At 65.5% G+C, this 25,659-nt stretch carries 27 protein-coding genes; 12 read left to right on the plus strand and 15 right to left on the minus strand.

The window, feature by feature from the left end; all coding sequences use genetic code 11:
• Window positions 1-152: 152 nt before the first annotated feature.
• The gene (locus ACFEMD_RS06870; RefSeq protein WP_394740260.1) at window positions 153-953 is read right to left on the minus strand and encodes a hypothetical protein; all 801 of its coding nucleotides are present in this window, start codon (window positions 951-953) and stop codon (window positions 153-155) included.
• 171 nt (window positions 954-1,124) lie between these two features.
• On the opposite strand from ACFEMD_RS06870, the gene ACFEMD_RS06875 reads away from it, so the two are divergent.
• The 7 genes from ACFEMD_RS06875 to ACFEMD_RS06905 all read left to right on the plus strand — a co-directional run bounded on the left by ACFEMD_RS06875 (window position 1,125) and on the right by ACFEMD_RS06905 (window position 5,646).
• Window positions 1,125-1,481, plus strand: a complete 357-nt coding sequence (locus tag ACFEMD_RS06875; protein ID WP_394740261.1) for a hypothetical protein — start codon at window positions 1,125-1,127, stop codon at window positions 1,479-1,481.
• 122 nt (window positions 1,482-1,603) lie between these two features.
• Window positions 1,604-1,954, plus strand: coding sequence for a cupin domain-containing protein (locus ACFEMD_RS06880; protein WP_394740262.1), 351 nt, complete (start codon window positions 1,604-1,606; stop codon window positions 1,952-1,954).
• 132 nt (window positions 1,955-2,086) lie between these two features.
• Window positions 2,087-2,245 carry a DUF7563 family protein gene (locus ACFEMD_RS06885; protein ID WP_394740264.1) on the plus strand — a complete coding sequence of 53 codons (159 nt, stop codon included), beginning with the start codon at window positions 2,087-2,089 and terminating at the stop codon, window positions 2,243-2,245.
• 97 nt (window positions 2,246-2,342) lie between these two features.
• Complete coding sequence (locus ACFEMD_RS06890) at window positions 2,343-3,230, plus strand: DMT family transporter (RefSeq protein ID WP_394740266.1); 888 nt, start codon at window positions 2,343-2,345, stop codon at window positions 3,228-3,230.
• Window positions 3,231-3,320: 90 nt separating this feature from the next.
• The gene (locus ACFEMD_RS06895; RefSeq protein WP_394740505.1) at window positions 3,321-3,662 is read left to right on the plus strand and encodes a CBS domain-containing protein; all 342 of its coding nucleotides are present in this window, start codon (window positions 3,321-3,323) and stop codon (window positions 3,660-3,662) included.
• 46 nt (window positions 3,663-3,708) lie between these two features.
• Window positions 3,709-4,113 (plus strand): hypothetical protein, encoded by a 405-nt coding sequence (locus ACFEMD_RS06900; protein WP_394740506.1) that lies wholly within the window; start codon window positions 3,709-3,711, stop codon window positions 4,111-4,113.
• A gap of 588 nt (window positions 4,114-4,701) precedes the next feature.
• Window positions 4,702-5,646 (plus strand): glycerophosphodiester phosphodiesterase, encoded by a 945-nt coding sequence (locus tag ACFEMD_RS06905; protein ID WP_394740268.1) that lies wholly within the window; start codon window positions 4,702-4,704, stop codon window positions 5,644-5,646.
• A gap of 468 nt (window positions 5,647-6,114) precedes the next feature.
• On the opposite strand, the gene phnE (ACFEMD_RS06910) is transcribed toward ACFEMD_RS06905, so the two are convergent.
• The 8 genes from phnE (ACFEMD_RS06910) to ACFEMD_RS06945 all read right to left on the minus strand — a co-directional run bounded on the left by phnE (ACFEMD_RS06910) (window position 6,115) and on the right by ACFEMD_RS06945 (window position 14,201).
• Window positions 6,115-6,912, minus strand: a complete 798-nt coding sequence (phnE, locus tag ACFEMD_RS06910; RefSeq protein WP_394740270.1) for a phosphonate ABC transporter, permease protein PhnE — start codon at window positions 6,910-6,912, stop codon at window positions 6,115-6,117.
• Window positions 6,912-7,736 carry a phosphonate ABC transporter, permease protein PhnE gene (gene phnE, locus ACFEMD_RS06915; protein WP_005558226.1) on the minus strand — a complete coding sequence of 275 codons (825 nt, stop codon included), beginning with the start codon at window positions 7,734-7,736 and terminating at the stop codon, window positions 6,912-6,914. Before phnE (ACFEMD_RS06915) ends, phnE (ACFEMD_RS06910) begins: the two co-directional genes overlap by 1 nt.
• A 32-nt stretch (window positions 7,737-7,768) precedes the next feature.
• The gene (gene phnC / locus ACFEMD_RS06920; RefSeq protein ID WP_394740273.1) at window positions 7,769-8,602 is read right to left on the minus strand and encodes a phosphonate ABC transporter ATP-binding protein; all 834 of its coding nucleotides are present in this window, start codon (window positions 8,600-8,602) and stop codon (window positions 7,769-7,771) included.
• A 36-nt stretch (window positions 8,603-8,638) separates the two neighbouring features.
• Entirely contained in the window at window positions 8,639-9,757 is a 1,119-nt protein-coding gene (gene phnD, locus ACFEMD_RS06925) for a phosphate/phosphite/phosphonate ABC transporter substrate-binding protein (RefSeq protein ID WP_394740276.1), read from the minus strand.
• 110 nt (window positions 9,758-9,867) lie between these two features.
• Window positions 9,868-10,560 carry an NHL repeat-containing protein gene (locus ACFEMD_RS06930; protein WP_394740279.1) on the minus strand — a complete coding sequence of 231 codons (693 nt, stop codon included), beginning with the start codon at window positions 10,558-10,560 and terminating at the stop codon, window positions 9,868-9,870.
• An 80-nt stretch (window positions 10,561-10,640) separates the two neighbouring features.
• The gene (locus tag ACFEMD_RS06935; protein ID WP_394740281.1) at window positions 10,641-11,885 is read right to left on the minus strand and encodes an MgtC/SapB family protein; all 1,245 of its coding nucleotides are present in this window, start codon (window positions 11,883-11,885) and stop codon (window positions 10,641-10,643) included.
• The gene (locus ACFEMD_RS06940) at window positions 11,882-12,679 is read right to left on the minus strand and encodes an HAD-IIA family hydrolase (protein ID WP_394740283.1); all 798 of its coding nucleotides are present in this window, start codon (window positions 12,677-12,679) and stop codon (window positions 11,882-11,884) included. The genes ACFEMD_RS06935 and ACFEMD_RS06940 overlap by 4 nt, the downstream gene beginning before the upstream one ends.
• A 1,081-nt stretch (window positions 12,680-13,760) precedes the next feature.
• Window positions 13,761-14,201, minus strand: a complete 441-nt coding sequence (locus ACFEMD_RS06945; protein ID WP_394740284.1) for a hypothetical protein — start codon at window positions 14,199-14,201, stop codon at window positions 13,761-13,763.
• Window positions 14,202-14,385: 184 nt separating this feature from the next.
• Between ACFEMD_RS06945 and ACFEMD_RS06950 the strand changes: the two genes are divergently transcribed.
• Window positions 14,386-15,750, plus strand: a complete 1,365-nt coding sequence (locus ACFEMD_RS06950) for a TIGR00341 family protein (protein WP_394740286.1) — start codon at window positions 14,386-14,388, stop codon at window positions 15,748-15,750.
• Between the two features lie 408 nt (window positions 15,751-16,158).
• Here the strand turns inward: ACFEMD_RS06950 and ACFEMD_RS06955 are convergent, their stop codons facing one another.
• The 6 genes from ACFEMD_RS06955 to ACFEMD_RS06980 all read right to left on the minus strand — a co-directional run bounded on the left by ACFEMD_RS06955 (window position 16,159) and on the right by ACFEMD_RS06980 (window position 22,606).
• A complete protein-coding gene (locus ACFEMD_RS06955) occupies window positions 16,159-16,536 on the minus strand; it encodes a PhlB family protein (protein ID WP_394740287.1) in 378 nt (125 codons plus the stop codon).
• A complete protein-coding gene (locus tag ACFEMD_RS06960; protein ID WP_394740289.1) occupies window positions 16,533-17,702 on the minus strand; it encodes a thiolase family protein in 1,170 nt (389 codons plus the stop codon). The genes ACFEMD_RS06955 and ACFEMD_RS06960 overlap by 4 nt, the downstream gene beginning before the upstream one ends.
• Window positions 17,699-18,286: an HTH domain-containing protein gene (locus ACFEMD_RS06965; RefSeq protein WP_394740292.1), complete on the minus strand. Its 588-nt coding sequence runs from the start codon at window positions 18,284-18,286 to the stop codon at window positions 17,699-17,701. Before ACFEMD_RS06965 ends, ACFEMD_RS06960 begins: the two co-directional genes overlap by 4 nt.
• Window positions 18,273-18,506: a helix-turn-helix domain-containing protein gene (locus ACFEMD_RS06970; RefSeq protein ID WP_293033240.1), complete on the minus strand. Its 234-nt coding sequence runs from the start codon at window positions 18,504-18,506 to the stop codon at window positions 18,273-18,275. Before ACFEMD_RS06970 ends, ACFEMD_RS06965 begins: the two co-directional genes overlap by 14 nt.
• 287 nt (window positions 18,507-18,793) lie before the next feature.
• Window positions 18,794-19,459 carry an ABC transporter ATP-binding protein gene (locus tag ACFEMD_RS06975; protein ID WP_394740294.1) on the minus strand — a complete coding sequence of 222 codons (666 nt, stop codon included), beginning with the start codon at window positions 19,457-19,459 and terminating at the stop codon, window positions 18,794-18,796.
• A gap of 90 nt (window positions 19,460-19,549) precedes the next feature.
• Window positions 19,550-22,606, minus strand: a complete 3,057-nt coding sequence (locus tag ACFEMD_RS06980; protein WP_394740295.1) for an FtsX-like permease family protein — start codon at window positions 22,604-22,606, stop codon at window positions 19,550-19,552.
• 163 nt (window positions 22,607-22,769) lie between these two features.
• Here ACFEMD_RS06980 and ACFEMD_RS06985 point away from each other — a divergent pair, with 163 nt between their 5' ends.
• From ACFEMD_RS06985 to ACFEMD_RS07000, 4 genes are all read left to right on the plus strand, one after another.
• On the plus strand, window positions 22,770-23,072 hold the full coding sequence (locus tag ACFEMD_RS06985) for a HalOD1 output domain-containing protein (RefSeq protein WP_394740297.1): 303 nt from the start codon (window positions 22,770-22,772) through the stop codon (window positions 23,070-23,072).
• A gap of 85 nt (window positions 23,073-23,157) precedes the next feature.
• Complete coding sequence (locus ACFEMD_RS06990; RefSeq protein WP_005558196.1) at window positions 23,158-23,439, plus strand: hypothetical protein; 282 nt, start codon at window positions 23,158-23,160, stop codon at window positions 23,437-23,439.
• A complete protein-coding gene (locus tag ACFEMD_RS06995; RefSeq protein ID WP_394740299.1) occupies window positions 23,436-24,530 on the plus strand; it encodes a DUF4350 domain-containing protein in 1,095 nt (364 codons plus the stop codon). Before ACFEMD_RS06990 ends, ACFEMD_RS06995 begins: the two co-directional genes overlap by 4 nt.
• Window positions 24,527-25,531, plus strand: a complete 1,005-nt coding sequence (locus ACFEMD_RS07000) for an AAA family ATPase (RefSeq protein WP_394740301.1) — start codon at window positions 24,527-24,529, stop codon at window positions 25,529-25,531. The genes ACFEMD_RS06995 and ACFEMD_RS07000 overlap by 4 nt, the downstream gene beginning before the upstream one ends.
• Window positions 25,532-25,659 lie beyond the last annotated feature (128 nt).

Consider the following 25,659-nt stretch of genomic DNA (forward strand, 5'->3'; position numbering starts at 1 on the left):
AATCAAACAATCAAGTCGTCACCGGTGTCCAGTAATCAGTATATATTCCCCTATAGGTTCGACGTTCGGCGAAAAGTTGGAGGGCGTATTTCAATACCGGAAGCGAAACGGCCGCGGCTGGGTCGATCGGCAGCCCTCGTCGATCGTCCGACTCAGTCGCCGTCCGTCCCCTCGTCGTCGGTCCCCCACCTGTCGTCAGGATCGACGGGTTCGACCGCGCGAGCCAGTTCCGCCTCGGTGTATTCGCGATCCTCGAGTTGCATGCTCTGCAGGCGCCACTGCCGGCTCAGCTCGGGCTCGCCCTCGGGACCGACGCGGGCGCCGTGGGTCCGGAAGAACCGACCGTCCCGACCCAGAGCCTTCCCCTCGTAGGTGTGCTGGTCGAACGCGACGTCGTAGCGCCCGCCGGGTTCGAGCTCGTCGACGGGGTGGTCGTACCGCGGCTCTCGACCCTCCTCGCGGGCAGCCGCACGCTCGGCCGAGAGCTCGCCGAAGTAGTCGTCGGCGTGGGAGGCCTCCCGACTCGAGGGCGCTCGGGCGGCCGCCAGCGCGGCGTGGACCGCACAGAGCCGCCCCTCCCAGGAACTTTCCGACCAGCGCTCGCGGGCCAGTTCCTCGTAGCGGGCGATCAGCAGGGCGACCTCGTGGCCCGCCCGGAGATCCTCGACGACGTAAAGGTTGATCCGGTCCCAGAAGTTCCAGGCGAACCCCGATCGGGCCAGCTCCCAGGCGGCCCACGCCGCGACCTCCTCGTCCGATCGCCGCACCGCTTTCTGGAGCAGGCTCGAGACGTCGTAGCGGTTTGCGCCCGATCTCGTCTCGTTGTCGCCCCGTTCCTCGCCGAAGTCGTTGTGCTCGGGACCCGTCTCCTCCTCCTCAGTCCGATCCGCGTCGCTGTCGGTTCGAAGCTCCCCCTCGGAGCCGAACGTGGCCTGTTTGCCGTCGTCGTCCATACGTCCACTCGTAACGGTCGAGGGAAATAGCTGACTCCGTGCGAGACACCGTGTCGGCTCGAGGGCGCAGTTCGAAACTCTCGACTGCGACGGACTGCGCACTCGCCCGTTCTTCTCGAAAATACTATAATCGAAAGATAGTTTATCTCTCTCACCGTTTCTCGGAGTAGCATGCGAACGACGACGCGGTTCGGCGTTGTGGGTCTCGTGGCGGTGCTCGCGATCGGGTTGCTGTCGGCGGGCGCGGTCGCCGGCGGTAGCGGCGGTGCGGACGTGACCCAGGTCGGCAGTATCGATGCCTCGATCGAGGACGAACACGTCGAACTCGACGGTCTCGAGCTCTCCGCCGACGGACTCCCGTCCTACGAGATCGACGAACGAACGTACGACCTCGACTCGGCCGGCATCCAGAGCGACGGCGTCACCGTCGACGTCAACGACCGAACCTACGAGATCTGTTCGGTCGATATCTCGCTCGAGAACGTCTCGATAACGGTGTCGGACGTCTCGATCAACGGCGACGAGTAGGCAGCACTCGGCGGCTTCGTCCCGAACTTTTGTCGGAACCGACTCTCGAGTAGTTCGACGTCGGATCGATCGCCTCCCCGGACGAGAGAACAGTTATCGGGACTAGTGTGGTAGGTTCTGACATGGTTAGCGAACTCGCGGTCAAAGCGTTCGACGACCCCGACGAGACGGTTTCGTTCGACAACGGTCGGGGCGAACGCGTCCAACTGGAGGGGCGAACGTTCTGGCGCTCGACGGTCGAGCCCGGCTGGCAGTTCTCGAGGGACAACGCCCCCGAACTGAGGACGGACCGCTGTCCGAGCCCGCATCGGCTCTACGTGGTCGCCGGACGTGTCGTCATCGAGATGGACGACGGAGCCCGCAAGACCCTCGAGCAGGGAGGCGTCGCGTTGATCCCGCCGGGACACGACGCGTGGGTCGACGTGGACGAAGGGGCCGTCTTCTTCGAGGAGACGTTCGAGACAGAGCCCTAGTCACTCCATCGGGACGGCACCCGCTTGTCCGTCTTCGGCATCCGTCCCTCCTGTCGAACGATCGCAATACTGACGAGCGCCGATACTGTTAAGCCCGTCTGTGTTCATTGATAGCATGTAACGTGATTTGAGATGCCAACCTGCCACAACTGCGACAACCCGATTTCGGCGAACTTCGTCCGCGTCTTCGGCGACAACGACGGCTACCTCGAGGGCTGCGTTCACTGTCTGAGCTCGGCGGAACTCACCGGGGCCGACGAGGATCGGGACTCGCCGTCGCTGTTCGTCTGACCGTCCGAAATCAGTCGGTCGAGTCAGATCGATGTCGAGAGCCGACGGTTCGGGTCTGATAGCAATTTCTATGACGGTGTCCCGAGACGGCCCCGATATGGGCACCGTCTACGAATGGCCGACGCCGACCCGCGATCGGCTCGGAATCCTTCTGGTCGTCGTCTCTGCAGTGGGGTTCGGAACGCTCGGAATCTTCGGACTCTACGCCCAGGAAGCCGCACTCTCGATCCCGACGGTGCTCACGTTTCGCTTCCTGCTCGCGGCGGTCCTCGTCTGGGCGCTGCTCGCGGTACAGGGACGGCTGACGGTGCTTCGCGGACGAACGCTGGCGATCGCGCTCGGGCTCGGCGCGTTCGGCTACGCGACCCAGAGTGGGCTCTACTTCCTGGGCCTCGAGTACATGACGGCGGGACTCGTCGCGATCGTGCTCTACACGTATCCGGCGTTCGTCGTTGTCCTCGCGGTCGCGGCCATCGGCGAGCGCGCGACACCTGTGATGCTCGTTGCGCTCTGTCTGGCCCTCGGCGGTGTCGTCCTCGTCACGGGAGCCGACCCCGACGGCGCCTCGCTGATCGGCGTCGCCATCGTCCTCGGTGCCGCGACGGCTTACGCCGTCTACATCACGGTCTCCCGGGCGCTGCTCGACAGGGTCGATCCGCTGGTGTTGACCGCCTACGTGCTCCCCGCCGCGGGCGGAACGTTCCTCGCGATCGGCACCGCTACCGGCGAGTTCGCGATCCCGACCGCGCCGTCGGCGTGGCTGATCCTGCTGTGTATCGCCGTGATCGCGACGGCGCTGCCGGTGGTCACCTTCTTCGCCGGCATCAAGTACGTCGGCGCGAGTCGCGCGGGGATCATCAGTACCGTCGAGCCGCCGGTCACGGTCGCGCTCGGCGCCGCGCTGTTCGCCGAACCCGTCACGACGGCGACGCTCGTCGGCGGCACCCTGATACTGCTCGGCGTCGTCCTCCTCGAGCGCGAGTGACGCAAGATGCGCATCGGTCACAACACCAATACGGGATCGGTTCGTAACGAAGGTATGGACACTGAGAGCAGGACACAGGTTCGGGACGTAATGTCGACGCCGCTCGAGACCGTCTCGAAGGACGCGACGCTGACCGAGGCGGCATCCGCGATGCGCGACAACGAAATCAGCGCGCTGGTCGTCCGGACCGACCCGCCCTCGATCGTGACGAGCACCGATCTGGTCGCGGCCGCCGCGGAGGGCCACGATCCGACGACGATCGACGTCGACGCGGTGATGACCGAATCCGTCGAGACCGTACCCCCGGACCTCTACCTCGAGGAGATCGCCGCCATGATGACCGGGCTGGGTATTACCCACCTCCCCGTCGTCGACGGCAACGATTACGTCGGTATGATCTCCTCGACCGACGTGACCGCACAGCTTTCCTGAGCGATCGAGCGATACCTATTGTATGCTGGGCCTCGAAGCAGGGGCCATGACGGAGCAGTTCTCCCTCCTCGGCGTGTACGTCAGTCGGCCCGTCGCCGACGCGCTCTCCGAGGCCGCCTACGAGTCCGCCGGGGTGCTCGATCTCGAGGAGTACTTCGCAGAGACGACGGCGCCGGTTCCGGCGGGCGATCCCGGCGCCGAAGCGACCGACGAGATCGTCGCCGACATCCTCGCCCGGTTCCCCGAACTGTACGACGCAGCCGAGTTCGACGCGGCCGAACGGCTCGAACCCGACGCTTTCGATCTCGTCCGGCTCGCGGCCGCGCCCGATCGAACCGCGAACGCTCGAGAGCGGTTCCGCGCGGCGGCGACGGTTCGGGACGCGGATCTCCGCACCGTCCAGACGGCGATTCTCGCGGCCGCGCTCGAGGTCGATCCCGCTCCCTCGTAACGCGATGGAAACGACGTTCGCGGCTGCCGGAGTCGATCCGTCGCGTTCGAAATCGGAGAGCGGCGCTGTCGTACCGTCTCGGCGGACACACCGGTAACCGGGTCGTGTACGCCAAAAGGGTGGGGAACGGAGCGGGAATCGCGCTGGGGAACGCGATTCCGGCAGACGACAGGGGATCACGCGGCGTGGGGGTGGGGCGCCGCGTTGTGGGTGGTGGGTGCGAGTGAACGACGGTACTGAGGTCGTTCGGCTGGCAGGGTGGCCATCGGTGGGTGGGTGGTGGGTGGGTGGTGGGTGGGTGGGTGGTGGGTGGCGTCCTGCCGATTATGCGTAAGAGTGGGATCGTAAAAACGCTCATTCCAAACTGTGTTGGAACTGCACCGTGACGGAAACGCAGGTGTCCGATTCCGTTCCAGGAAGCGGTAGGCCGCGCGTGCTGAACGTTGTGATGGGTTCTCGCGTTCGGATCCGCTCACGAACCGTCATCTCTGTCGGAGAGTTAGTGTATGTAGAAACCAATAATCCATCTGGTTCTTACGATTTATTTATAAAAATGATTATAATTAATTCTGCCGTACGGGTAACGGCATGCAAGAGAATCCGAGTATGTTGAACAGGCGACGGTTTCTGGCGGGGACGGGCGCGGCCGCGGTCGGCGTAGCCGCCGCATCGGGAAGCGCCAGCGCACGAGCAGGAGACGAGGCCGAACACGACGATGGCCGGAAGGATCGGGCGACGGTGATCGCTCACCGCGGGTTCGCCGATACGTACCCGGAAAACACCGTCGCCGCGTTCGAGCAGGCGGTTCAGGGCGGCTCGAACGATGCGGCCGACCGCCGCGGCGCCGACTGGATCGAACTCGACGTCTTTCCAACGTGTGACGGCGAGATCGCCGTCTTCCACGACACGGAACTCGGTGATCTAACCGACACTGAGGGGATACTATACGAGACGCCCGCCAGCGAGGTGTTCGCGGCCGAAGTGCTCGAGAGCGGCCAGACCGTCCCCTCGTTGACCGAGGCGATGGAGGCGATCCCGTCCGACGTCGGCGTGAACATCGACATCAAGGAGGGATCGCCCGACGTCGAGTTCGGTCGGATCGACGACCCCGAAGCCGAACGCGAGGAGTGGGAGTGGCTCGAGACGGTCGTCGACGTCGCGACCGACTACGAGAACGAACTCCTTCTCTCGACGTTCTGGGAGGGTGCGCTCGCGGCGGTCCGCGATATCGACCCCGACGTTCCGGCGGCGTACCTGCTCTACGACTCCATCCAGGAGGGACTCGACGTCACCGACGAGTACGACACCGAGGGGGTCAACCCACCGCTGGAGATGATCTACGGGACGCCGTTTTTCGACGACGAGGCCTACGAGGAGATCGACGTCGTCGCCGAGGCACACGCTCGCGACCTGCCGGTCAACGTCTGGACGATCAACACCTGGTACGAAGTCGAACAGCTGATCGAGGCCGGCGTCGACGGGTTGTTCCTCGACTACTCCGAAATCGTCAGGTGGGGTGGACTCCAGAGCTAGGTTCGGTAGCCGCTCGGTTGGACTCGAGCCGGCCCTGATTCGGAAGAGATGCCGCACAACATCTCTAGTATCGGAGTGAACACAATTTATGTCTGATCGGCTAGGGCTTTGATCGACGCAATCTTGGTGCTCGCGTGCAAGCCCCTCAGATCGGCTTTACCGGCGCTTTGTAGTCCTCTCAGAGTCTTCAATCCCGTTTTGTCCCAGGGTCGTTCTGGATACGCTCCGAGGGTGACCACCGAGATCGCGAAAGAGCATTTTGGGCCACGAACGACCGAGTAAATCCGTTATGCGGACACGAGAGCTACACGAGTAGGCACTACCGATGTTCCCAGCCGAGCAGTACAGTACCACAAATAAAACCTTACTACTAATTGCTACATCGATAGTGGCTCGAGTCCGTCCTTTCGCTTGCACGGCCGGGCGCTCGAGCGGGACTCGAGCCGAGAGAAGCGAGCGATGCGGTGGTTAGCTCACTTTCTTTCGCAGGTAGGCCGAGACGACCTCGCTGACGACCACGATGCCGAGGATCGCGATCAGGATCGTGAGGACGTTCGACCACTGGAAGAAGTTGATCGCCGTGTCGAGGTAGACGCCGATCCCGCCGGCGCCGACGAAGCCGATCACCGTCGCCTCGCGGACGTTGATGTCCCAGCGGTAGGTTGCGACGCCGACGAACGCTGGTTTGATCTGCGGGACGATCCCGTAGACGACGACGTCGAGCGGCGAGCCCCCCATCGCACGGATGGCTTCGACCTGTCCGGCGTCGATCTCCTCGATCCCCTCCGCGATCAGCTTCGAGACGAAGCCGATCGAGCGGAACGCGACGGCCAGCACGCCCGACAACGCGCCGGTACCGAAGATCACGACGAAAAACAGCGCCCAGATGATCACGTTCACCGAGCGGGTGCCGACGATGAAGAACTTGCCGAGCGCGTAGGTGATGGCGTTCGGCGTCGTGTTCTCGGCGCCGATGTAGGCGATCGGCAGGGAGATCAGGATCGCCAGGCCGGTTCCCAGGATCGCGATGTTGATGGTCTCGACCAGTGGCGGGAGGATCTCCGCGCCGTAGGCGAGGTTCGGGGGGTACATCCGGAGCAGCAGGTCCCCGAGGTTCCGCGGCGCGTCGACGACGAACGTGTACTGAATGTCGAGCGCGCGCCAGGACAGCGCCGTAATCGCGATCGCGACGACGATGGCGGCGTACCTGATCGCGCGGGCCCGTCCGTCGTGTTTCCGCCACGTGGTGGATCCTTCGTACGACATTACTGGACCCTCCGTCTGGCGACCGCGCTCAGGATCTCGCCGAACATGACGACGGCGATGATCGCGAGGATGATCGCGAGACTGAAGTCGTACTCGTACCGGTCGAAGGAGTTCAGCAGAGTGACGCCGATCCCGCCGGCGCCGACGATGCCGACGATCGTACTCGCCCGGATGTTAATGTCCCAGCGGTAGATGATCAGACCGATCATCCGCGGAATCACTTGTGGTGCGACACCGTACAACAGGACCTGCACGGGGCTCCCGCCGAGCGCCCGGATCGCGTCGGCCTGTCCCTCGTCGATGTCCTCGAGCTCCTCGGCCATCAGCTTCGCGAAGAACCCCGGTGTTGCGATCACGAGGGCGATGACGCCCGCGAGCGGGCCGAGGCCAACGGCGACGACGGCGACGATCGCCAGCACCAGCTCGTGGAGCGACCGCGAGATCGAAACCAGCGCCCGACCGACGTAGTACACCGGTCGCGGAACGAGGTTCTCGGCGGCCATGACGGCGATCGGGATGCTAATCACGACGCCGATCGCCGTCGCAACGATCGACATCGCGATGCTCTCGACCATCCCGGTCCAGATTCGCCCCCGCGCCTCGGGCGTGAAATCCGGCGGGAACATCGTCGCCAGCAGGCTCGTCGCGGCGTCCGCACCGCCGATCAGGCGGGCGGGACTGGGACGTAGCTCCCAGGCGCTCCAGAGCACGAACAGCCCAATCGCGCCGTAGACGAGGTACTTGACGTTCTTGCTGTAGAACACCGTCGGCCGCTCCCAGCTCGAGGGGTAACCGCCGGTGCGCTCGGGATCCGCACTACCCATCGATCTCACCGCAGTCGTACGATCCGATCATGTTAGAACGACTTCTCCTTGCTAGCGTCGCTGATCCCGCTCGAGGACGACTCGTTCTGTGACTGGGGCTGGCTCTCGGTCCCCGTTTCCTCGCGGGACTTACCCGATCGGTAGATGGTATCCCGTGCGTTCTCGTCGAGCTCCGTCGGGGTTCCGTTGAATACGACCTCCCCGTCGGTCAGTCCGACGATTCTGTCGGTGTAGTCGAGGGCCAACTCGACCTCGTGGATGTTGATCAACACAGGGATATCTTCCTCCCTGGCGATCTCGGTGAGCATCTCCATGACCTCGAACGATGTCTCCGGGTCCAGGGCGCTGGTGGGTTCGTCCACGAGCAGGATCTTCGGACGCTGCAGGATCGCTCGAGCGATCCCAACGCGCTGGCGTTGCCCGCCGGAGAGCTCGTCGACGCGCTTGTTCTCCATTCCGCCGACGCCGACCCGGTCGAGGATCTCGTAGGCGTTCTGGACGTCTTCATCGTCGAAGTTGCGCCGGAACGCGTCCCAGCTGCCCATGTACCCCAGTCGACCCGAGAGCACGTTTTCCATGACGGTGAGGCGTTCGATGAGGTTGAATTCCTGAAAGATCATTCCCATGTCGCGTCGGGTCTTTCGGAGCTCCTTCTTCGAGAGCGTCGTGAGCTCCTCGCCGTCGAGGACGACCGAACCGGACGTCGGCTCGGTGAGCCGGTTGACGCACTTGATGAGCGTACTCTTTCCCGCGCCGCTGGGGCCGATGATCGAGACGACTTCGTTTCCGTCGACTTCCATCGAGACCCCCTGCAGCGCCTTGTCGCCGGTCGGATAGACTTTTTCGAGGTCAGTTATCGTAAGCATGAATTGAAGTAAATTTCGAGAGTGGTCCCCGCGCTGTTAGTCGATGTCGCCCGGATCGGTCAGGTCCACGTCGTTGGCCTCGTGGGTGACGAGAATGTCGTGCCAGTGGGTCGCATAATCGATCTCGGTGAACTGGCCGCGTCCGTCGAACTCCTCTGCGAGTTCCGTGTCCGAGTAGTCGTACTCGAGGAACGCTCGCTCGATTCCCTCCTGGACGTCCGGCGGGAGGTTGTGCCGGTAGGAGAACCCGGTGGTGACGATCGGGTCGCTCTGCCAGACGACCTTGATATCGTCCGGATCGACGTCGCCGCGGTCGGCGACGCGGGTCACGCAGTAGCTACAGACGGGGGCGACCTCGTGGTCCTGGTGGTACACCGACAGGATGAGGTTCTCGTGGCTTCCGATGTGTTCGACGTCGTAATCCTCGTCGGGCTCGACGCCGAACTGATCCTCGAAGATCGCCCGCGGCATCAGGTTCCCGGAGTTCGAGGACGGGTCGCCGTGTGCGCCCGCCCGGCCCTCGAAGTCCTCGACGGAGTTGATGTCGGTGTTGCTCATGTGAGTGATCGCCCAGAGGAAGTAGCCGGCGTCCTCCTCGGAGACCTGAATCGCGAACGGGACGGCCCCCGCGAGGTTGACGGCGAACGGGAGCGGGCCCGTCGAGAACCCGGCGATGTGGAGCTGTTCGCTGCGCATCGCCTCGACTTGCGCCGCGTAGTTCTCGACCAGATTGTTCTCGACGTCCCGGCCGGTCTCCTCCTCGATGTTCTCGATGAGGGGGTCGAACATCCCCTCGTAGGCCGCCGGATCCTCCGTCGGAGTCATCGCGAATAGAAGGGTGTCCGGATCGATCAGTTCGTCCTCGTCCTCGGGCGTCTCCTGGACTGGATCGCCGTACACCGGCTCGTCGCGCTCCTCGAACCCCTGAATGTCCTCGACGGTCCCGTTGTCGTAGTCCATCAGCGTCGACATTCGCTGCGGGAACTCGGGACTTTCGGGGTCCCACTCCGGGAAGTCCTCGTCGGCGTCGTCCGGAATTCCCTCGTCGTCGTCCTCGCTCACACAACCAGCCAGTGCACCCGTCGCCGCAACCCCGGCCCCCGCCAGCAGGTCCCGCCGGCAGATGCTACAGCACGGTATGTTCTCTCGAGCCATTGCGAAATGGTATTGATAAACCTGATATTTATAGCTGCCGGTTTAAAAAGAAAAGCGGGTAGAGCCGCGCTCTCGAACGGTATCGGCCGGCCCGGTCGGCGGCTCCGCTGCTACGATAGCCGGGACTTGAGCCGGGCGCTCAGCGGCTTCATCTGCCGGTACGACCGTCCCTCCCAGACGAGATCACCGTCCGGGTCGATCGCGTACAGGGGTTTCTTCTCGAAGGACTGGCTTAGGTAGACGAGCCACCCCTCGTCGCTCGAGTAGAGCCGAGCGTGGCTGGGGCTGGCCCACTTGCTCGTGTGGGTTACGCGGACCGAACCGTCCGGGACGTCGATCATGTACGTCGTCTCGTCCGGCGATTTCGTCCGAACGACGGCGATCCGACCGTCAGCGGAGAGATCGACGTCGGAGACGTTCGCGTCGAACTCCCGGACGAACCGTGATCTGCCGTCGGCATCGAACACGCGGACGGTCCCGTCCAGTCGATCCGTGGCCCCGTCCTCAAGGAATAGCCCTGTCCCGTCGTCGGCGACGAGCCCGAGCGTCGGGTGCTCGAGGGGCGTCGTCCACTCGAGGGTCCCCTCCCGGAACAGAAAGCCCCGGGACTGACCGTCCCTTCCCGGAGTACCGTACGCGATCGACCAGTCGCCGTCGGCCGACGTCGTGTGGCGACAGACGTACGTTTCGCCCTCGTGATCGACCGTCGTTCGATCGGATCGCCCGGCGCGGTCCAGCCAGGGACCGTCCCGATCCCACTCGAGTCCGGGTGTCGGGTCGTCCTCGTTGCGTCCGAAGAGCATCGATTGGCGGTAGTATCGGGCCCGCCGGCAAAACGCTGCCGATGATCCGGGGCCGGACCCGAACGCGATCGTCCCCGCACCTACAGCAGCAACACCGGTGCGCCGAAGACGATGCCGACGCCGATCAGGACGAGGTTCCAGAACAGTACCGGTCGAACGAGTTCCCGGGAGATGCTCGCGGCGAAGAACGTCTTGACCAGGATGCTCGCAGCGGTCCCGGCGATCACGCCGGCGACGGCCGCGTCCTGTGAGATCTGACCCGTGCTAACGAGCGTGACGGCCGTCGTCGTCGCGGTACCGCTCGAGACCAGCCCGGCCAGGAACGTCGTCGCGAGGAAGCCGGTCGTGCCGAACAGCTCCTCGGCAGCGACCGAGAGCAACAAGACGGCGAGAAACAGCGCACCGAAGGTGAGCGCGTTCCGGAGACTGAACGGCGAGTTGAGGTCGGCCTCGAACTCCGTCCGCCAGTCGCTTTGCCACATCGCGATCCCGACACCTGCGAGCGCGATCGCACCCAGCGGTGCACCGACGATGACGGCGGCTTCGGGAACGAACGCAACCACGATCACGGCATTTCGGACCGCCATCGCGGCGTTCGCGAGCAGGATCGCGCCGACGGCCAGCCCGAGCAGCCCCGACTGGTTGTCCGCGCGTTTGCCCATCTCGGCGACGACCGCCGTCGAGTTGACGAGCCCGCCGAAGAAGCCGGTGACGGCGATCCCGCGCCCCTGGTACTTCTTGACCAGGACGTAGTTGACGAACCCGATCGCGCTGATCGCGATCACGAGCGACCAGATCAGCCGCGGCTGGACGGCGCCCCAGGGATCGACCGTCTCGTCGGGTAGGAGTGGGTAAATAACGAACGCCAGGATGACGAACTCGACGGCGCTTCGCATCTCCTCCCGGGAGAGCCCCCACGCGAACTCGTGGAGTTCACGCTTCAGGACGAGCAGCAGCGACGACAGCACCGCCACCGTCACCGACTCGATCAGGAACCCGTTGGCGACGAGCGCGCCGATGCTGTAGGCGACCAGCATCGACACCGACGTCGTCAGCGAGAGCCCGTCGATCTCGTCCTCGATGAAACTCTGCACGGCCAGCAACACGGCGTGTGCGATGATCAGGAGGCCGCCGACGAGCAACAGTCCCTCGTGGTCGATGATCGTAAAGACCGCGGCCAGAAGGCTGATCAGCGCGAACGTTCGGATCCCCGCGGACTTCTGGGACCACTCGCGCTCGAGACCCAGGAACATCCCGAGCAGCGTCGCGATGACGATCCTGGCTACGTCCTCCTCGAGGTGAATGAGTACGTCGATATCGATCATGACTGGAGAACCGATCCGATGTCGCCGAGCGACTCGAGGACGTAGTCCGGCTCGATGGTCGACGCCGAAACCGCGTCACGGTCGGTAACGCCCGAGAGGACGAGCACTGTCGTCATGCCGGCAGAAAGACCCATCTCCACGTCGGTCTCGAGTCGGTCCCCGACGACGAGACATCGTTCGGGTGTCGTTCCGAGCCGTCGGACGGCGGCCTCGACGGCGAACCGCGATGGCTTTCCGAGGACACTGTCGAGTTCGCGGCCGGTCGTCCCCTCGATCGCGCCGACCGTCGCCGCCGTATCCGGGATTTCGCCGGTCTCAGTCGGACACGTTCTATCCGGGTTGGTCGCGTAGAATCGCGGATCGGACTCGCCCTCGAACGCCTCGAGGGCCGCGCGGATATCGGCGTACTCGAGCGACCGATCCATCGACGCCAGGACGACGGTAGCCCGGTCGGGGTCGCTCGTGACGTCGACCCCTGCCTGTCGTAGCTCCTCGACGAGGGCCGGCTCGCCGACGACGAGCGCGGAATCGTCGGGATGAGCCGTCGCGAGGTAGTCGGCTGCGATCCACGCGGCGGTGACGATTTCGTCGGTCGCCGCGTCGATCCCGAGCGAGCGAAGCCGATCGCGGTAGCCCGACCGGGAACCGGTCGGGTTGTTGGTCAGAAAGACCGGATCGAGACCGACCTCACGTAACCGCTCGACTCCCTCTCGAGCGCCGGCGACGGGCCGATCCCCACGGTAGACGGTTCCGTCGAGATCGACTACCGCACCCTCGAGTGCGCTACCGCTCATCACGCCCCGTCTGTCGATCGTTCCTTCCGAGATGATTCGTGGTGTGCATACGAACGCGAGTTCACGAACTGGTGTATGACCGGCCGTCGTACCTATATCTTACTATATAGTTCTATATAGCTCGCAGTCGGACTCCGAGGGAATCGCAGGTCGGGTCGTTCGTTCGACCTCCGCGAGCTGGCGGAGTAGAAACCGGCTCGTCGGCGAGTCGGCGCAGCCGACGGTCGAAGTCGCGGACGGACCCGACACTCGACCTCGAATCTCGCGGTTCGGCTCCCCCTCGGGACCCTGTGGATGCTTCTGTATGTAAATCCAAGATATCCTCCAGGAGATGCCTCGTTTCCCATGTCTCAGGCCAGTTGTTACCACTTCGTCACACAATTCGGATGGGTATTCCAACATCGCACCGGACAGTCTCTCTCCGGCGGCCATAATAATTTAATATGTAGAGAGTTGCTGAAATAGAACATACTCGCCGGAGCGATAGCTTCCCCAGCGGAGAGAACGGACTCTGTCGGTTGTTCGGTCGCTGTAGAGACGATATTACTACCGAATATCTCCAGAAAATAGTACTATATTCGACTACATAGTAGTATATAGTATTTGGTTTACAAAAGTATGTGTGTAAGAATATACCGTGCAGTCGGTTCCTGTCGCAACCGCTTCCAAACGACGGCGGTGTTTTGAAATGGAGTTAAAGTGTGTGAATTAGTTCACGACTCAATAGATCTTCATCATCCAAATTTGCCATACCAATAGTATTTCCAAACATGAAGAACAGTACACCCATAGTGTGTCCTTTACAAACTTCTACCCCGACGACCGAGATCCGTTTGAACTTCCTTATCCGTATTCAAACGTGCAAATTTCCCTCCTGAAGAACTGCTAGACGTCGGACGTTGTTGCCCGTTACATATGCAAATTTCGATAACAGCCATATCGAGGGTGAATCGAACCTACTTTATTACTGATACTTCTGCATTTCGCCATCTCGTGCCAAGCCATCAAATATACAATGTATATGTAGGCCCGAACGCCGCGAGGTGAGACGCGATCCGTCCAGTACTCGACGAACTGGGGCTCAACACGAACTCGCGGTCGTCGTCTCGAGCCCGTACTCGGAGACGATGATCTCGGTTCGAGCGTCCGCACAGTCCGTCGGCTGTGTGACCGAGGTCTCGCTCCGTCCGGTGTCGGTCTCGACGATCAGATCGTAGGTCCCGGTCTCGAGCAGCGTGATCTCGAAGGCGTCCTCCGACGGGAGCGTCTCCGTCCGCTCGAGGGCCGTCTCGCCGTCACGACGGAGTTCGATTCCGACCGTTCGCTCCTCCGGGCCGGCGTTTCGGACAATCACGTCGGTTCCGTCTTCCGCGTCGCCGTTTCCGACGACCAGGTGGTCCGGCGACGGCTCCTCCGTCTCTTCGGTCTCGGATCCTGTCGCATCCGAAACCGTCCCGAGACAGCCGGCCACTGTCGTGATTCCGACTCCCGCCGTCAGCCCGATCAGGGTTCGCCGATCCATACCGGAGACACACGGTCTTCGGTAAAATCCTCTTTTCACGAGAGTCGGACGTTCAGTCCGTCGAACCTGATTTTCTGACACATGTGCGATCCACGGGGATCGAATCAGCTGGAACGACGACCCGCAAACCGGACACGCACTTTCCGCCCGAGGAACTTTCGTCGTCTGTATCCAGTACGAGATAGTGCGACATATTCAGGTTACGGTGCCGGTGGGTAAGCGAGAGGCGGTGCTCGACGTACTGGAAGAAAAGGGGGTCGAGTACGTTCTCACGGAGGAACACGGGACCCGGGAGTACGACTCCATCGTCTCGTTTCCGCTGCCGACGAACGCGGTCGAACCGATCCTCGACTCGCTTCAGGACGTCGGAATCGAGAACGACTCCTATACGGTTGTCACCGACGCGGAGACCGTTATCTCGAGGGATTTTGACGAACTCCAGCAGGAACACACCACGGAGTCGGTCCAGGACGAGGAAATCTCCAGACAGGAGTTACTGACTCGAGCGGAGGAGCTGACGCCGACTTACAGCGTCTTTTTCGCGATGACGCTGATCAGTTCGATCGTCGCGACGGTCGGACTGCTGCTCGACTCGCCGGCGGTCGTCGTCGGCTCGATGGTGATCGCGCCCCTGATCGGACCCGCGTTGAGCGCCTCGATCGGGACCGTGGTCAACGACCGCGACCTGTTCTTCAGGGGACTTCGCTACCAGTTCTCGGGCGTCTTCGGCGGAATCGTTATCGCGGCGATCGTCGCGTGGCTCTTCCAGTCGATGTTTCTCGTTCCCCCCGGGGCCGAACTCACCGAGATCGACGAGGTGGCAGAACGGATCGCCCCGGAGCTGCTACTGCTGCCGGTAGCCCTGGGGGCTGGCATCGCGGGCATCCTCAGCCTCGCGACCGGCTTCTCGGTCGCTATCGTCGGCGTGATGATCGCCGCCGCGCTGGTTCCCCCGATGGCCGCGGCCGGCATCGCCCTGGCCTGGGGGATGCCCGCCGCCGCACTGGGCTCGACGGTGCTCGTGTTAGTCAACCTCCTCGGGGTCAACCTCGCCGGCCTCGCGACGCTGTGGTACATCGGCTACCGACCCGATAGCGGGTTCGGGATCTCGATCGCACAGCGCCGCGTCGTCAAACAGGCCGCCGTCTTCCTCGCCGTGATCCTCGTCCTCTCGCTGTTTCTGACCGGCGTGACCTACTCCTCCTACCAGATGTCGGCCTTCGAGGAGACGGCGACGCAGGAGTCCGAGGCGGTGCTGTCGGAGTACGACGACGCCTACCTGCTCGAGGTCGACGTCCAGGTCCGCGAGGAGGGGCTCCCGGTCGATAGCTCGCTCGATGCGACCCAGCAGATCGACGCCGTCGTCGTCGAGGTCGGCGGTCCGCCGGGAACGTACGACGCGGAGCTGATCGACAGGATCGACGAACGGATCAACGAGCAGACGACGGGCGACACCGCGGTGCAGGTTCGCTTCGTCGCGACCGGCGGGAACGACGCCTACCTCGAGGGCGACGAGCCCGGAATGGGCGACGCGGACGCCGACACCTGAGACGGTCCGTTGTAACGAGTTTTCGGGACGTCCGCAGGACGCCGTTGTTCCACTGAAAACACGTACAACGGTCCGTCCGAATCGCCTCAGACCGATTCGGCGTCGTCGGACCCACACCGCGGGCACCGCTGGGACACCGAGTCTTCGAAACTCGTCCCACAGCCTCGACACGCGTCCCGGCTCGTCTCGACCCCGCTCGTACCGCAGACGCCACACTGTCGACGGGTCGCCTTGAAGTGAGCGTTGCAGGACCCGCACTTGTACGTGCCTCGCATGGAGTACGGATCGTCCCGAACGACGAAAGGAGTTCTGCCGTCGCGAGCAGCGCTCGATCCAGCGATCGTTCGCCTCGAGCGCGAGTCCTGCCTCCCGCTGACACGTCGGGTTACGAGCGGACCGAAACGGGTCCTACACCGGTTCGAACCGGTAGCCGTCCCAGTCCTGGCTGTCGGGTTCCCTGATACCCGCGCCGGGCTCGCGCAGCTCCTCGGTGTAGACGGGTTCGACCTCGTCGCCGGTCTCGACGTCGCCGTCCGTGAGCTGTACGAGCGCCCGGACCGACGTCTCGCCGTCGTCGACGACTTCACCCACGTCGAACTCGACGATCGCGAGGTGGTTGGGCTCCCGAACGCCCGGCGGCGTCGCGGTGCTGGTCGTCCACGTCACGATCTCGGCGGTGTGCTCGCTCAGGTCGATCGTGCCGACCGGCTCCGCACCGTTCCGGCCGCGCGGGTGGCCGGGGTAGCTGATCGTGCCGTCGTCGTATCGGGTCGCTTCCATCGTCATCGTGCTGCCTCCATAATTGTCGTAATCACGCAGTTGCCGAAGCCGCCGACGTTACAACAGAGCCCGACGTCGGCCTCGACCTGGCGGTCGCCGGCCTCGCCGACCAGCTGTTCGTAGATCTCGACGCCCTGGGCGACGCCGCTGGCGCCAAGCGGGTGCCCCTTCGACTTGAGTCCGCCGGAGGTGTTGACCGGTAGCTCGCCGTCTCGCTCGGTGTAACCGTCCTCGACTAACTCCCAGGCCTCGCCCTGCTCGGCGAACCCGAGCCCTTCCATCTGCAGGAACTCGAGGATGGTGAACATGTCGTGGAGTTCGGCGACGTCGACGTCCTCGGGCCCGTAGCCGCTCATCTCGTAGGCGCCCTTCCCGCTCTCGACGACGCCGCCCATTACCGTCGGATCCTCGCGCTCGTGAACGACGTGGGTGTCGGTTGCGCCGTCGACGCCCGCGACGATGGCGTACTCGTCGGTGTACTCCTGGGCGACGGACTCCGGACAGAACAGCATCGCTGCGGAGCCGTCGGTGATCGGACAGAAGTCGTACAGTCGCAGCGGATCGGCGACGATGGGCGATTCGAGGATCGTTTCGACGTCGACCTCCTTCTGAAACTGCGCGTGGGGGTTGTCGACGCCGTTCTTGTGGTTCTTCGAGGCGACCTTCGCCAGACTCTCTCGGGGCGCGTCGAAGCGCTCGAGGTAGTGACGCGCGGTCATCCCGGCAAAGGAGGGAAGCGTCACGCCAGTTTTGTACTCGACGGGGTGGGCGATCGAGGCGATGATATCGGTTGCTTCGCCGGTCGTCCGGTGGGTCATCTTCTCACCGCCGACGAGTAGCGTCATCTCGCTCGCTCCGCTTTGAATCGACTGCCAGGCGGCGTAGATCCCTGCCCCACCACTGGAGCTCGTCTGGTCGACGCGCTGGGTGTACGCCGGGATCGCGCCGATGTCGTGGGCCAGCGCGTTCATCACGCCCGTCATCCCCTCGAACTCCCCGCTGGTCATGTTCGAGACGTACAGATGCTCGACCTCGTCGGCCTCGACGCCCGCGTCCTCGAGACAGTCGAGTCCGGCCTCGGAGAGCAGCTCGAGGATCCACTCCTCGCGCTGTCCGAACTGGGTCATCGAGGCGCCGATCACCGCGACGCGGTCCGACTCGCGTCCCGTCATCGTCGTCCCTCCAGAAGCGTCGCCTGTTCGGGCCGCCCCGTCTCGTCGGTCGGTTGGTCGACCGCAATCCCGGTGCGCTCGGCGGTCGAGAGCCACTCGTCGACGGTGCACGTCCGGTCCGTTTCCGCCGTTCGGTCCGTGTGCGGGACGACGCCGCGAACCGTCGCCGCCTCGTCGGATTCTCCTCCATCGTCGCCCCCGTAGAGTGCGAGGGTGACGATCGGAACGCGAACCTCCTCGCGCGAGTCGGCGCTCGGAGAGAGCGGCGACGACGGGAGTTCCCGCCGCCGGAACGCCGGCTCGAGCGAACGGCCTCGCTGTTCGGCCCAGCGCTCGAACTCGGCGACGACCTCGCTGCGCGTCGATTCAGGACCGTCGCCGGCGTCCCCGTCGGGCGGCCACCGAACGATCCGGAATTCGTCGACGGTGCCGTCGTCTTGCAGTCGCTCGAGGCGCTCGACGACGTGACCGATCGCGTCGTCGGCGGCGGTCGGGACGGTCGGCCGAACGTAACAGTCGACCCGAAGGCCGTCCTCGAGGTCGGCAGTTACGGCTGGATCCGCCGTTCGCTTATCGGCTGACATACGTCCCCTTCCTCCGCTGGGCGTACCCCTCAGCGACCAGCGACGAGAGGGTCGGCAGCAGTGTCAGTTTCGACAGCCCCAGCAGCTGCTGAAGTTCGCTCGCCGTCGCCTCCTCCGTCTCGAGCAGCGCCAGATAGACGAGTTTGGCCTGCGGCGATCCAAGCTCGTCCGGAACCGTTAGCTTCTGTTCGCTCGCGAATTTCTGTTCGCTCGTGGACATCACAGAGGACGGCAACGGCCTGCGATATAAATATTGGCTGAACTGTGTCCACGAACACCACGGCTGTCAGTATCGAACTGCGGAGAGAGGAACGGCAAAGGGGTGATGTCCACGAGTGGCCGTCGAACGACGGCCAGCCGTGTGCGGCGGTTCCAGAGAGCGTCTGGATAGTCCGCGTCCTATCGGATGCGAACGGAGGATAAATTTCCCACTCCAACACAGTTTGGAGGTGCGATCGACGGGCACATCCTTCGGAGAGGGCCGCCGTCAGTTCAGACGCAGTTCGCTTACTCCTCGAGCAGCCGTCCGTCTCGAAGCGTCACGGTTCGATCGAACAGCCCCTCGAGCGACGGGTCGTGGCTGATCGTCACGAGCGCGGTCCCCGCCGATTCCTGGACGTCGACGAGCAGCCCCGCCACGCGCTCGGTCGTCTCGGGATCGAGCTGTCCGGTCGGCTCGTCAGCCAGCACGACGTCCGGTCGGTTCGCGAGCGCGCGGGCGATCGCGACCCGCTGTTTCTCGCCGCCGCTGAGCGTCGCCGGATACCGGTCGGCCCGGTCGGCGACCGCGAGCGTCTCGAGCAGTTCGTCGACCCACGCCTCGTCGCGCTCGCCGCCGTGGTGCTGGGGCAACAGGGCGTTCTCGCGGGCGGTCAGGTCCGGCACCAGCTGGAAGTCCTGGAAGACGAACCCGATCGCGTCCCGGCGAAGCCGGGCCCGTCGGCGCTCCGAGAGGCCGCTGGCGTCCGTCCCGTCGACGAACACCCGTCCGCTGTCGGGCGGCTCGAGCAGCCCGAGCACCGAGAACAGCGTCGACTTCCCGGCGCCGCTCGGCCCTCGAACGAGCGTCCGCGAGCCGGCCGGGATCGACAGGGACAGCGCCTCGAGGATCGGCTGGCCCCCGCGACGTATCGAGACGTCGGTCGCGGCCAGCACGGGCTCGTCGGTGGTCACGAGGGTCGGTTGGAACCCATTGCTCAAATAGCTGTACCTCTTCGGCGAACGGCGGCGACCCGCGGACGGACTCGAGTCCAGGACGGTCCGTCAGTCGCTCGAGTCAGCTGCCGGCTCCGGCTCCCGTTGTTGCTTTCGCTCCGGCTTCGAGTCGAGCCGTGCGCGGCGGTCGGTGGTCGTCGGTCCCGCCGAGGGCTCGGACAGCAGCGAGGCCGGCGAGCGCCACACCAGGGGTAGGGTCGCGACGAGCGCCGCGAGCAGCGTCAGAACGAGGCCGCCGGCGAAGACGCCGAGCGCGACCGTCGCCGTCGGTCGCGGCTCGAGCGAGATACCGAAGGCCGTCAGCCGACCCGCCGCGGCGAGGGCCTCGAGGGCGACGATCCCGATCCCGACCGCGGCGGCGGAGGCGACGGTTCCGATCCGCGCCGCGTCCCCGAGGACGATCGCGAGCACGCGCCCCGGCGAGGCCCCCGTCGCGCGGTAGATCGCGATCGTCCGACGACGGGCGCGGATCGCCCGCGCGAGGACGGCACTGGTCGCCCCGACGACGGTCACCGCCGCGAGCCCCGTCAGCGCGCTCAGCAGGACCTGGAGGTTCCCCATCGCGTACTCGACCGCCGACTCGATACCGCCGTCGGATCGGTGGTGGCCGCTGGCGGCGAGCGCGCTCACCACGCGGTCGTCGCCGACGACCTCGTACTCCGCGGTCGCCAGCGTTCGATCTCCGGCCCCGACGGCAACGGTGTGTTCGCCGGGTGGCTGGCGGGACAGCGTCGCCGTTCGCGTCGCCGTCTCGCCGGGATCGAGAGCCACCGTCGTTCGATCGGTCGTCCCGGTGCCCTCGAGTTCGATCTCGGTCTCGAGCGGGCGGTCCCAAGGGTTCTCGAGGTCGACCGTCGCGGTCGGCTGGGCGTGAACCGAGGGCGAGGACGGGCTGATCGACAGCGACGTCGCCGGCTCGGGGTCGGTATCGTGGGCCACTCGAATCGTCTCGTTTCGCTCGCGTTCGCCCGAATAAACCGTCGCGTCGTACGTACCGGGTGCCTCCGGCAGCTCGATCCGGGCGACGCCGTCGGACCCGGTTTCGGCCGTTTGATTCCCGATTTCGACGGTTGCGTTCGAGACCGGGTCCCCGGTCGTTTCGCGGACGGGAACCGACAGCGACGCACCCGTCGGACCGGACTCCGGTAGCGAGAGCGACTCAAGCGGCGGCGCGTCGTCGACGGTGACCGTCGTTTCGTCGTCGCCGACCGACAGCTCGTACTCGCCGGCCGGCGGCGCCGACAGCTCGAACGCCACGGTCCGTCGCTCGTAGCCCCCGAGCTCGACGGATCGGCGCTGTTCGGCCTCGCCGAACGTTGCCTCGAGCTCCCGCTCGACGGTCTCGGTCGTGGGGTTCCAGACGGTTGCCTCGACGGAAACCGTCTCGCCGGGACGGACGTAATCCGGCGCCTCGAGGTCGACGACCGTCACCGACTCCGTCTCGGCTCTCTCGGCCGCGTCGGACACCCCGGTCGCGGTCGTTCGAATCTGGTTCACCTCGTCCGACTCGAGCCCCGACAGGTGGCGGGCCGTCGGCAGCGAGACCAGCAGCTGGTGATCCGCGAACCCGCCGGTTTCGACGGTGCCGGCGACGGTCACCACTCCGACTGCGGGGTCGGTGCTGCCGCCGACCGCGAGCTCGTCGCCGGGCTCGAGTTCGAGAGCGTCGGCCAGTTCGACGCCCACGACGGCCTCCTCGTCGTCGGCCGGCGGATCCCCGTCGGCGATCCGGGCGTCGGAGACCGACTCGAACGCGGCGTAGTCGACGCCGCGGACGAGGTACGGCTCCTCGCCGTGGCTCGCGAACAGCAGGATCTCCGGACTAGCGGGGACGCCTCGCTCCGCGAGGGTCTCGGCGTAGTCGGCCGACACCCGGCTCTCGGCCGGGTGCGAGGCGTCGGGATCGGCGACCGTCGCCCCGGCCGTCGACAGCGAGGCGCCGATCGTTCCGAGCGACGCGACGAGCAGGACGATCACCGCGAACGTCGACAGCGTCGCCGTCGTCGGAACGACCGTCCGTGCCGCGAGCACCGTCGGCCCGAGGCGGCCCCGGACGCCGCCACCGATACGTCGGAGCCGTCCGCTCGGGGTGCTCGAGCCCCGATCGTGGCCGTCGCGACCGACCAGTGCAGGCGGTTTCGTCGTCGCGGCGCGAGCCGTGACGTAGCCCGTCGCGATCCCGACGAGGGTGATCGCGGCGAGCATCGCGGCGACGAACCGGATGAGGTCGGGCGTCACCGTCACCGACAGGGTCGTCGGCAGGCCGACCACGATCGCGGCGGTCACCGCCGCGTTGGTGACGACGACGCCGATCGCGTAGCCGAGAACGCCGCCAGCGGCTGCGATCGCCCCGGCTCGCGCCGCGAGCGCGGTCCGGATTCGCCGCGGCGGTGCGCCCGTCGCTCGAGCCACCCGGATCGTTCGCGCGCGGTCCCGGATCGTCATCCGGACGACGCTCGAGAGCGTCGCGGCGACGATCACGCCGGCGGCGGCGACGCCCGTCCGGACGATCCCGAGGACGTCGTCGGCACCCTGCGTGAAGAACTCGAGCGCCCCCACAACCGGAGCACCCTCGCGATCTTCGTTCCCGTCCCCGTCGGCCGGCGAGACGACGAGCGCGCCCGTCGGTCCGACCTCCTCGAGCGTCGCGGGTGTCGTCCGCAGCCACGTCGGTGGGACGACCCCGTCCGAGGCGTTTGCGGGCTCGACTTCCGTCGTCGTCGTTTCTCCGCTCCCCTCGAGGCGCCACGTCTCTCCATTCGCGTCGGGCACGACGGTACCGTCGGGCTGGGCGGGGAGTCCGAGCGCCGGGGCGTCAGCGGGAATCCCGACGATCCGATCGGTGTCACCCTCGGGGCCGACGGCGGTCGCCGTCGGAAGCACGACGTCGTCGGGACCCGCCGCCTGGCTCGCGCGGTCGACCGAGTCGTAGCCGACGACCGACGCGTTCCCCTCGTGTTCGGCCGCGAGGTTGTGCGTCTGGTCGCCGGCGGCGACGACGAGCAGCGCGGCGCCGACCAGCAGCGCTACCGTCAGCGCGATAACCAGCACCGCGAGTCGGTCCCGGCGCGACCAGCGACCGACGAGCACCCGAAGATACGTCATTGAGGTCAGACAGTGCAGTTGTAGGGGAAGTGTCGCCGTAAATAAATGCCGGAGTCGCTCCGACCGGCGGCCGCGGACCGCAGCTCGTTTCTCTCGCCGAAGAAATGCAGGATGTGATACAGCACCGCTATAGCGGTGATCGTCGTAGTAGCTGCTCGGAGCTATGCCCGCAAGTAATGGGGATTCGGACGACGCGGACGAGTCGTCGGTACTCGAGCGACGCTACGGCGAGCGGACCGCGGCCAGCATCGCGGTCGTCGAATCGATCGCCGCAGTCGAGGGAGTCGATCCGACGGCGATCGAGGACGAGTACGGCACGACGCTGCTCGACAGTGTCGACCCGAAGGCGCTCGACACCCTCGTCGGCGACGGCGGCGGGACCGTCGCGGTCGAGTTCGTCTTTCTCGACTACCGCATTCGCGTCGACGACGCCGGTCTGATCCGGATCTTCGAGGACGATCGGTGACGGGTCGGCTCGACCGACGGTCTCGGATCCAAACCGGTCGCTCGAACGAGAGATTTACGGTCCCCGCGCTCGCTCACTCGAGTAGATGCCGACCCAGCGCCGGATGCGGTTCGTCCACGGACAGCTCGCCTGGATGCTCGCGACGATCGTCGCGCTGACGCTGCTGGGCAGTCTCTCCTACGAGCTGTTCTTCGTGCTCTCGCTGATCGGGCTGTTGATCGTCACCGAGCTGACCGCACCGGTCAACATCACGCCGGCCTGGCGACGGCGCCTGCTGTGGCTGATCGGGCTCGGCCTCGTCGGATTCGCGATCATCGTCGTCCGCCGGATCCTCGAGATCCTGCCGCCGGAGGTGATGCCGTTTTGAACCCCCGCGAGTACGTCACCGACGGCGACGGGATCGACTGGCCCGCCGCGTTGCTGGTCGCCCTCGGAGCCGTCGTCGTCATCGGCCTGTTCGTCGCCGCGACCACCTCCTCGGCCGCGTTCGGCCCGTACAACCCCGCGTGGGATGGGACCGACGACTTCCGGGAGGTGATCCAGACTGACGACGACGTCGAGGGCGAGCTGATCCGGGAGACCCACCGCTACGAGGAGGTCCCCGCCGAGGAGACGACGGCGATCGTCGTCGCGCCCGACGAACCCTACGGCGCGACCGACGCCGCCCGCGTCCAGGAGTTCGTCGGCAACGGCGGCACTCTGGTCGTCCTCGAGAACTACGGCACCGACGCGAACGACCTGCTCGACGCCGTCGGCGCCGACGCCCGCACGAACGGGAGCGTCCTGCTCGACGAGCAAAGCCACGATCAGGGGCCGGCGATGCCGATCACCACCGCGACCGCCAACCACGAACGGACCGCCGGCGTCGACCAGCTCACGCTCAACCACGCGACGGCGGTCGATCTGAACGGCGCGACGGCCCTGATCGGGACTAGCGACTACGCTCATCTCGCCGACTCGCCGGGAACGGAGCTCGAGGACGACACCGCGTTCGACGCCTACCCCGTCGCGACCGTCGAGGACGTCGGGGGCGGCGAGGTCGTCGTCGTCGGCGACCCGAGCATCACGATCAACGCCATGTACGGCGAACCGGATAACGCGGCGTTCCTCCAGCGACAGTACGCCGACGACGATCACGTCCTGCTCGATCTGAGCCACGGCGAGGAGCTGCCGCCGCTGGCGAGCATTACGCTGACCCTGCGGGAGCTGCCGGCGCTGCAGGCGCTGGTCGGGCTGTTCGCCGTCGTCGCCGTCATCGGCGCCTCGAACCGAACCTTCCGAAACGGCGTCGGGACCGTCCGCGATCGGCTCAGCTCCGGCGACGAGCCCGGATCGTCCCTGTCGGACGGCGAACGGGCCGAACTGCTCCGGGAGCGCCATCCCGACTGGGACGACGAGCAGGTCCAGGAAACGATAACAGCGCTTAACCGTTCCCGCTCGAAACACGGGGATCGATGAGCGAGACGGACCGGAACTGGCCCTTCGCGGACGATCCACAGACGGTGTACGAGAAGATCAGGACCGAAACCGGGCGGGTCCTGGTCGGCAACGAGGAGGCGATCGAACACCTGACGATCGCGCTGCTGACGCGGGGCCACCTCCTGCTCGAGGGCGTCCCCGGCGTCGCCAAGACGACGATCGCGAACCTGCTGGCGCGGGCGACCGGGCTCGACTACCAGCGCATCCAGATGACCCCCGACATCCTGCCGGCCGACATCACCGGCACCCAGATCTACCGGGAGCCGACCGGCCAGTTCGAGCTCCAGCGGGGGCCGGTCTTCTCGAACCTCGTCGTCGCCGACGAGATCAACCGCGCGACCCCGAAGACCCAGTCGGCGCTGCTCGAGGCGATGCAGGAACGAACCGTCACGATCGAGGGCCAGACGCTGGCCCTGCCGGAGCCGTTCATGGTCGTCGCGACCCAGAACCCGATCGAGATGGAGGGCGTCTTCGAGCTTCCGGAGGCCCAGCGGGACCGATTCATGTTCAAGCTCACGATCGGGTTGCCGGACCGCGAGGAGGAGACGGAGCTGCTACGGCGGTTCGACGAGGAGCCAGAACTGAGCCCGTCGACGATCGACCAGGCGGTCCAGACCGAGGACATCCGCGGCGCCCGAAAGGCCGTTACCGAGGTCCACGTCGCCGACCCGGTCAAGGAGTATATCCTCGACCTCGTCGCCGCGACCCGGGACCACCCCGACGTCAGCTACGGCGTCTCCCCGCGGGCCTCGCTCGCCTTCCTCGAGGGGATCAAGGCCCGAGCGGCGATCCGCGGCCGCGAGTACGCGACGCCCGCGGACGTCAAGGCTCTCACGGAGCCCGTCCTGGTCCACCGCCTCGTCCTGGACACGGAGGCGGAGCTGAGCGACGTCAACCCCGAAGACGTCGTCGAAGAGATCCTCGATACCGTCACGGTCCCGGACACCGACGATCTCGGCGGGAAACCGACCCCGAGCTAGCGGTCCGTTTTCGCGGCGATCCGCGGTCCCGATTTTCGGACCGACTCGAGGACGGTTCGCTGCCGCTCCGGAGCCTACTTCTCGGGCACGGATTCGTCGCCTGGACCCCTCCGCGAAACTCCCACTAC

The sequence above is a fragment of the Natronococcus roseus genome, from assembly GCF_043677095.1.
GTDB classification, from domain to species: domain Archaea; phylum Halobacteriota; class Halobacteria; order Halobacteriales; family Natrialbaceae; genus Natronococcus; species Natronococcus roseus.

Excerpts from the sequence above, each read along its gene's own strand:
- ACFEMD_RS06870 (WP_394740260.1), bottom strand. The coding sequence starts at position 953 with ATGGACGACGACGGCAAACAGGCCACGTTCGGCTCCGAGGGGGAGCTT.
- ACFEMD_RS06875 (WP_394740261.1), top strand. The coding sequence starts at position 1,125 with ATGCGAACGACGACGCGGTTCGGCGTTGTGGGTCTCGTGGCGGTGCTC.
- ACFEMD_RS06880 (WP_394740262.1), top strand. The coding sequence starts at position 1,604 with ATGGTTAGCGAACTCGCGGTCAAAGCGTTCGACGACCCCGACGAGACG.
- ACFEMD_RS06885 (WP_394740264.1), top strand. The coding sequence starts at position 2,087 with ATGCCAACCTGCCACAACTGCGACAACCCGATTTCGGCGAACTTCGTC.
- ACFEMD_RS06890 (WP_394740266.1), top strand. The coding sequence starts at position 2,343 with ATGGGCACCGTCTACGAATGGCCGACGCCGACCCGCGATCGGCTCGGA.
- ACFEMD_RS06895 (WP_394740505.1), top strand. The coding sequence starts at position 3,321 with ATGTCGACGCCGCTCGAGACCGTCTCGAAGGACGCGACGCTGACCGAG.
- ACFEMD_RS06900 (WP_394740506.1), top strand. The coding sequence starts at position 3,709 with ATGACGGAGCAGTTCTCCCTCCTCGGCGTGTACGTCAGTCGGCCCGTC.
- ACFEMD_RS06905 (WP_394740268.1), top strand. The coding sequence starts at position 4,702 with ATGCAAGAGAATCCGAGTATGTTGAACAGGCGACGGTTTCTGGCGGGG.
- phnE (WP_394740270.1), bottom strand. The coding sequence starts at position 6,912 with ATGTCGTACGAAGGATCCACCACGTGGCGGAAACACGACGGACGGGCC.
- phnE (WP_005558226.1), bottom strand. The coding sequence starts at position 7,736 with ATGGGTAGTGCGGATCCCGAGCGCACCGGCGGTTACCCCTCGAGCTGG.
- phnC (WP_394740273.1), bottom strand. The coding sequence starts at position 8,602 with ATGCTTACGATAACTGACCTCGAAAAAGTCTATCCGACCGGCGACAAG.
- phnD (WP_394740276.1), bottom strand. The coding sequence starts at position 9,757 with ATGGCTCGAGAGAACATACCGTGCTGTAGCATCTGCCGGCGGGACCTG.
- ACFEMD_RS06930 (WP_394740279.1), bottom strand. The coding sequence starts at position 10,560 with ATGCTCTTCGGACGCAACGAGGACGACCCGACACCCGGACTCGAGTGG.
- ACFEMD_RS06935 (WP_394740281.1), bottom strand. The coding sequence starts at position 11,885 with ATGATCGATATCGACGTACTCATTCACCTCGAGGAGGACGTAGCCAGG.
- ACFEMD_RS06940 (WP_394740283.1), bottom strand. The coding sequence starts at position 12,679 with ATGAGCGGTAGCGCACTCGAGGGTGCGGTAGTCGATCTCGACGGAACC.
- ACFEMD_RS06945 (WP_394740284.1), bottom strand. The coding sequence starts at position 14,201 with ATGGATCGGCGAACCCTGATCGGGCTGACGGCGGGAGTCGGAATCACG.
- ACFEMD_RS06955 (WP_394740287.1), bottom strand. The coding sequence starts at position 16,536 with ATGACGATGGAAGCGACCCGATACGACGACGGCACGATCAGCTACCCC.
- ACFEMD_RS06960 (WP_394740289.1), bottom strand. The coding sequence starts at position 17,702 with ATGACGGGACGCGAGTCGGACCGCGTCGCGGTGATCGGCGCCTCGATG.
- ACFEMD_RS06965 (WP_394740292.1), bottom strand. The coding sequence starts at position 18,286 with ATGTCAGCCGATAAGCGAACGGCGGATCCAGCCGTAACTGCCGACCTC.
- ACFEMD_RS06970 (WP_293033240.1), bottom strand. The coding sequence starts at position 18,506 with ATGTCCACGAGCGAACAGAAATTCGCGAGCGAACAGAAGCTAACGGTT.
- ACFEMD_RS06980 (WP_394740295.1), bottom strand. The coding sequence starts at position 22,606 with ATGACGTATCTTCGGGTGCTCGTCGGTCGCTGGTCGCGCCGGGACCGA.
- ACFEMD_RS06985 (WP_394740297.1), top strand. The coding sequence starts at position 22,770 with ATGCCCGCAAGTAATGGGGATTCGGACGACGCGGACGAGTCGTCGGTA.
- ACFEMD_RS06990 (WP_005558196.1), top strand. The coding sequence starts at position 23,158 with ATGCCGACCCAGCGCCGGATGCGGTTCGTCCACGGACAGCTCGCCTGG.
- ACFEMD_RS07000 (WP_394740301.1), top strand. The coding sequence starts at position 24,527 with ATGAGCGAGACGGACCGGAACTGGCCCTTCGCGGACGATCCACAGACG.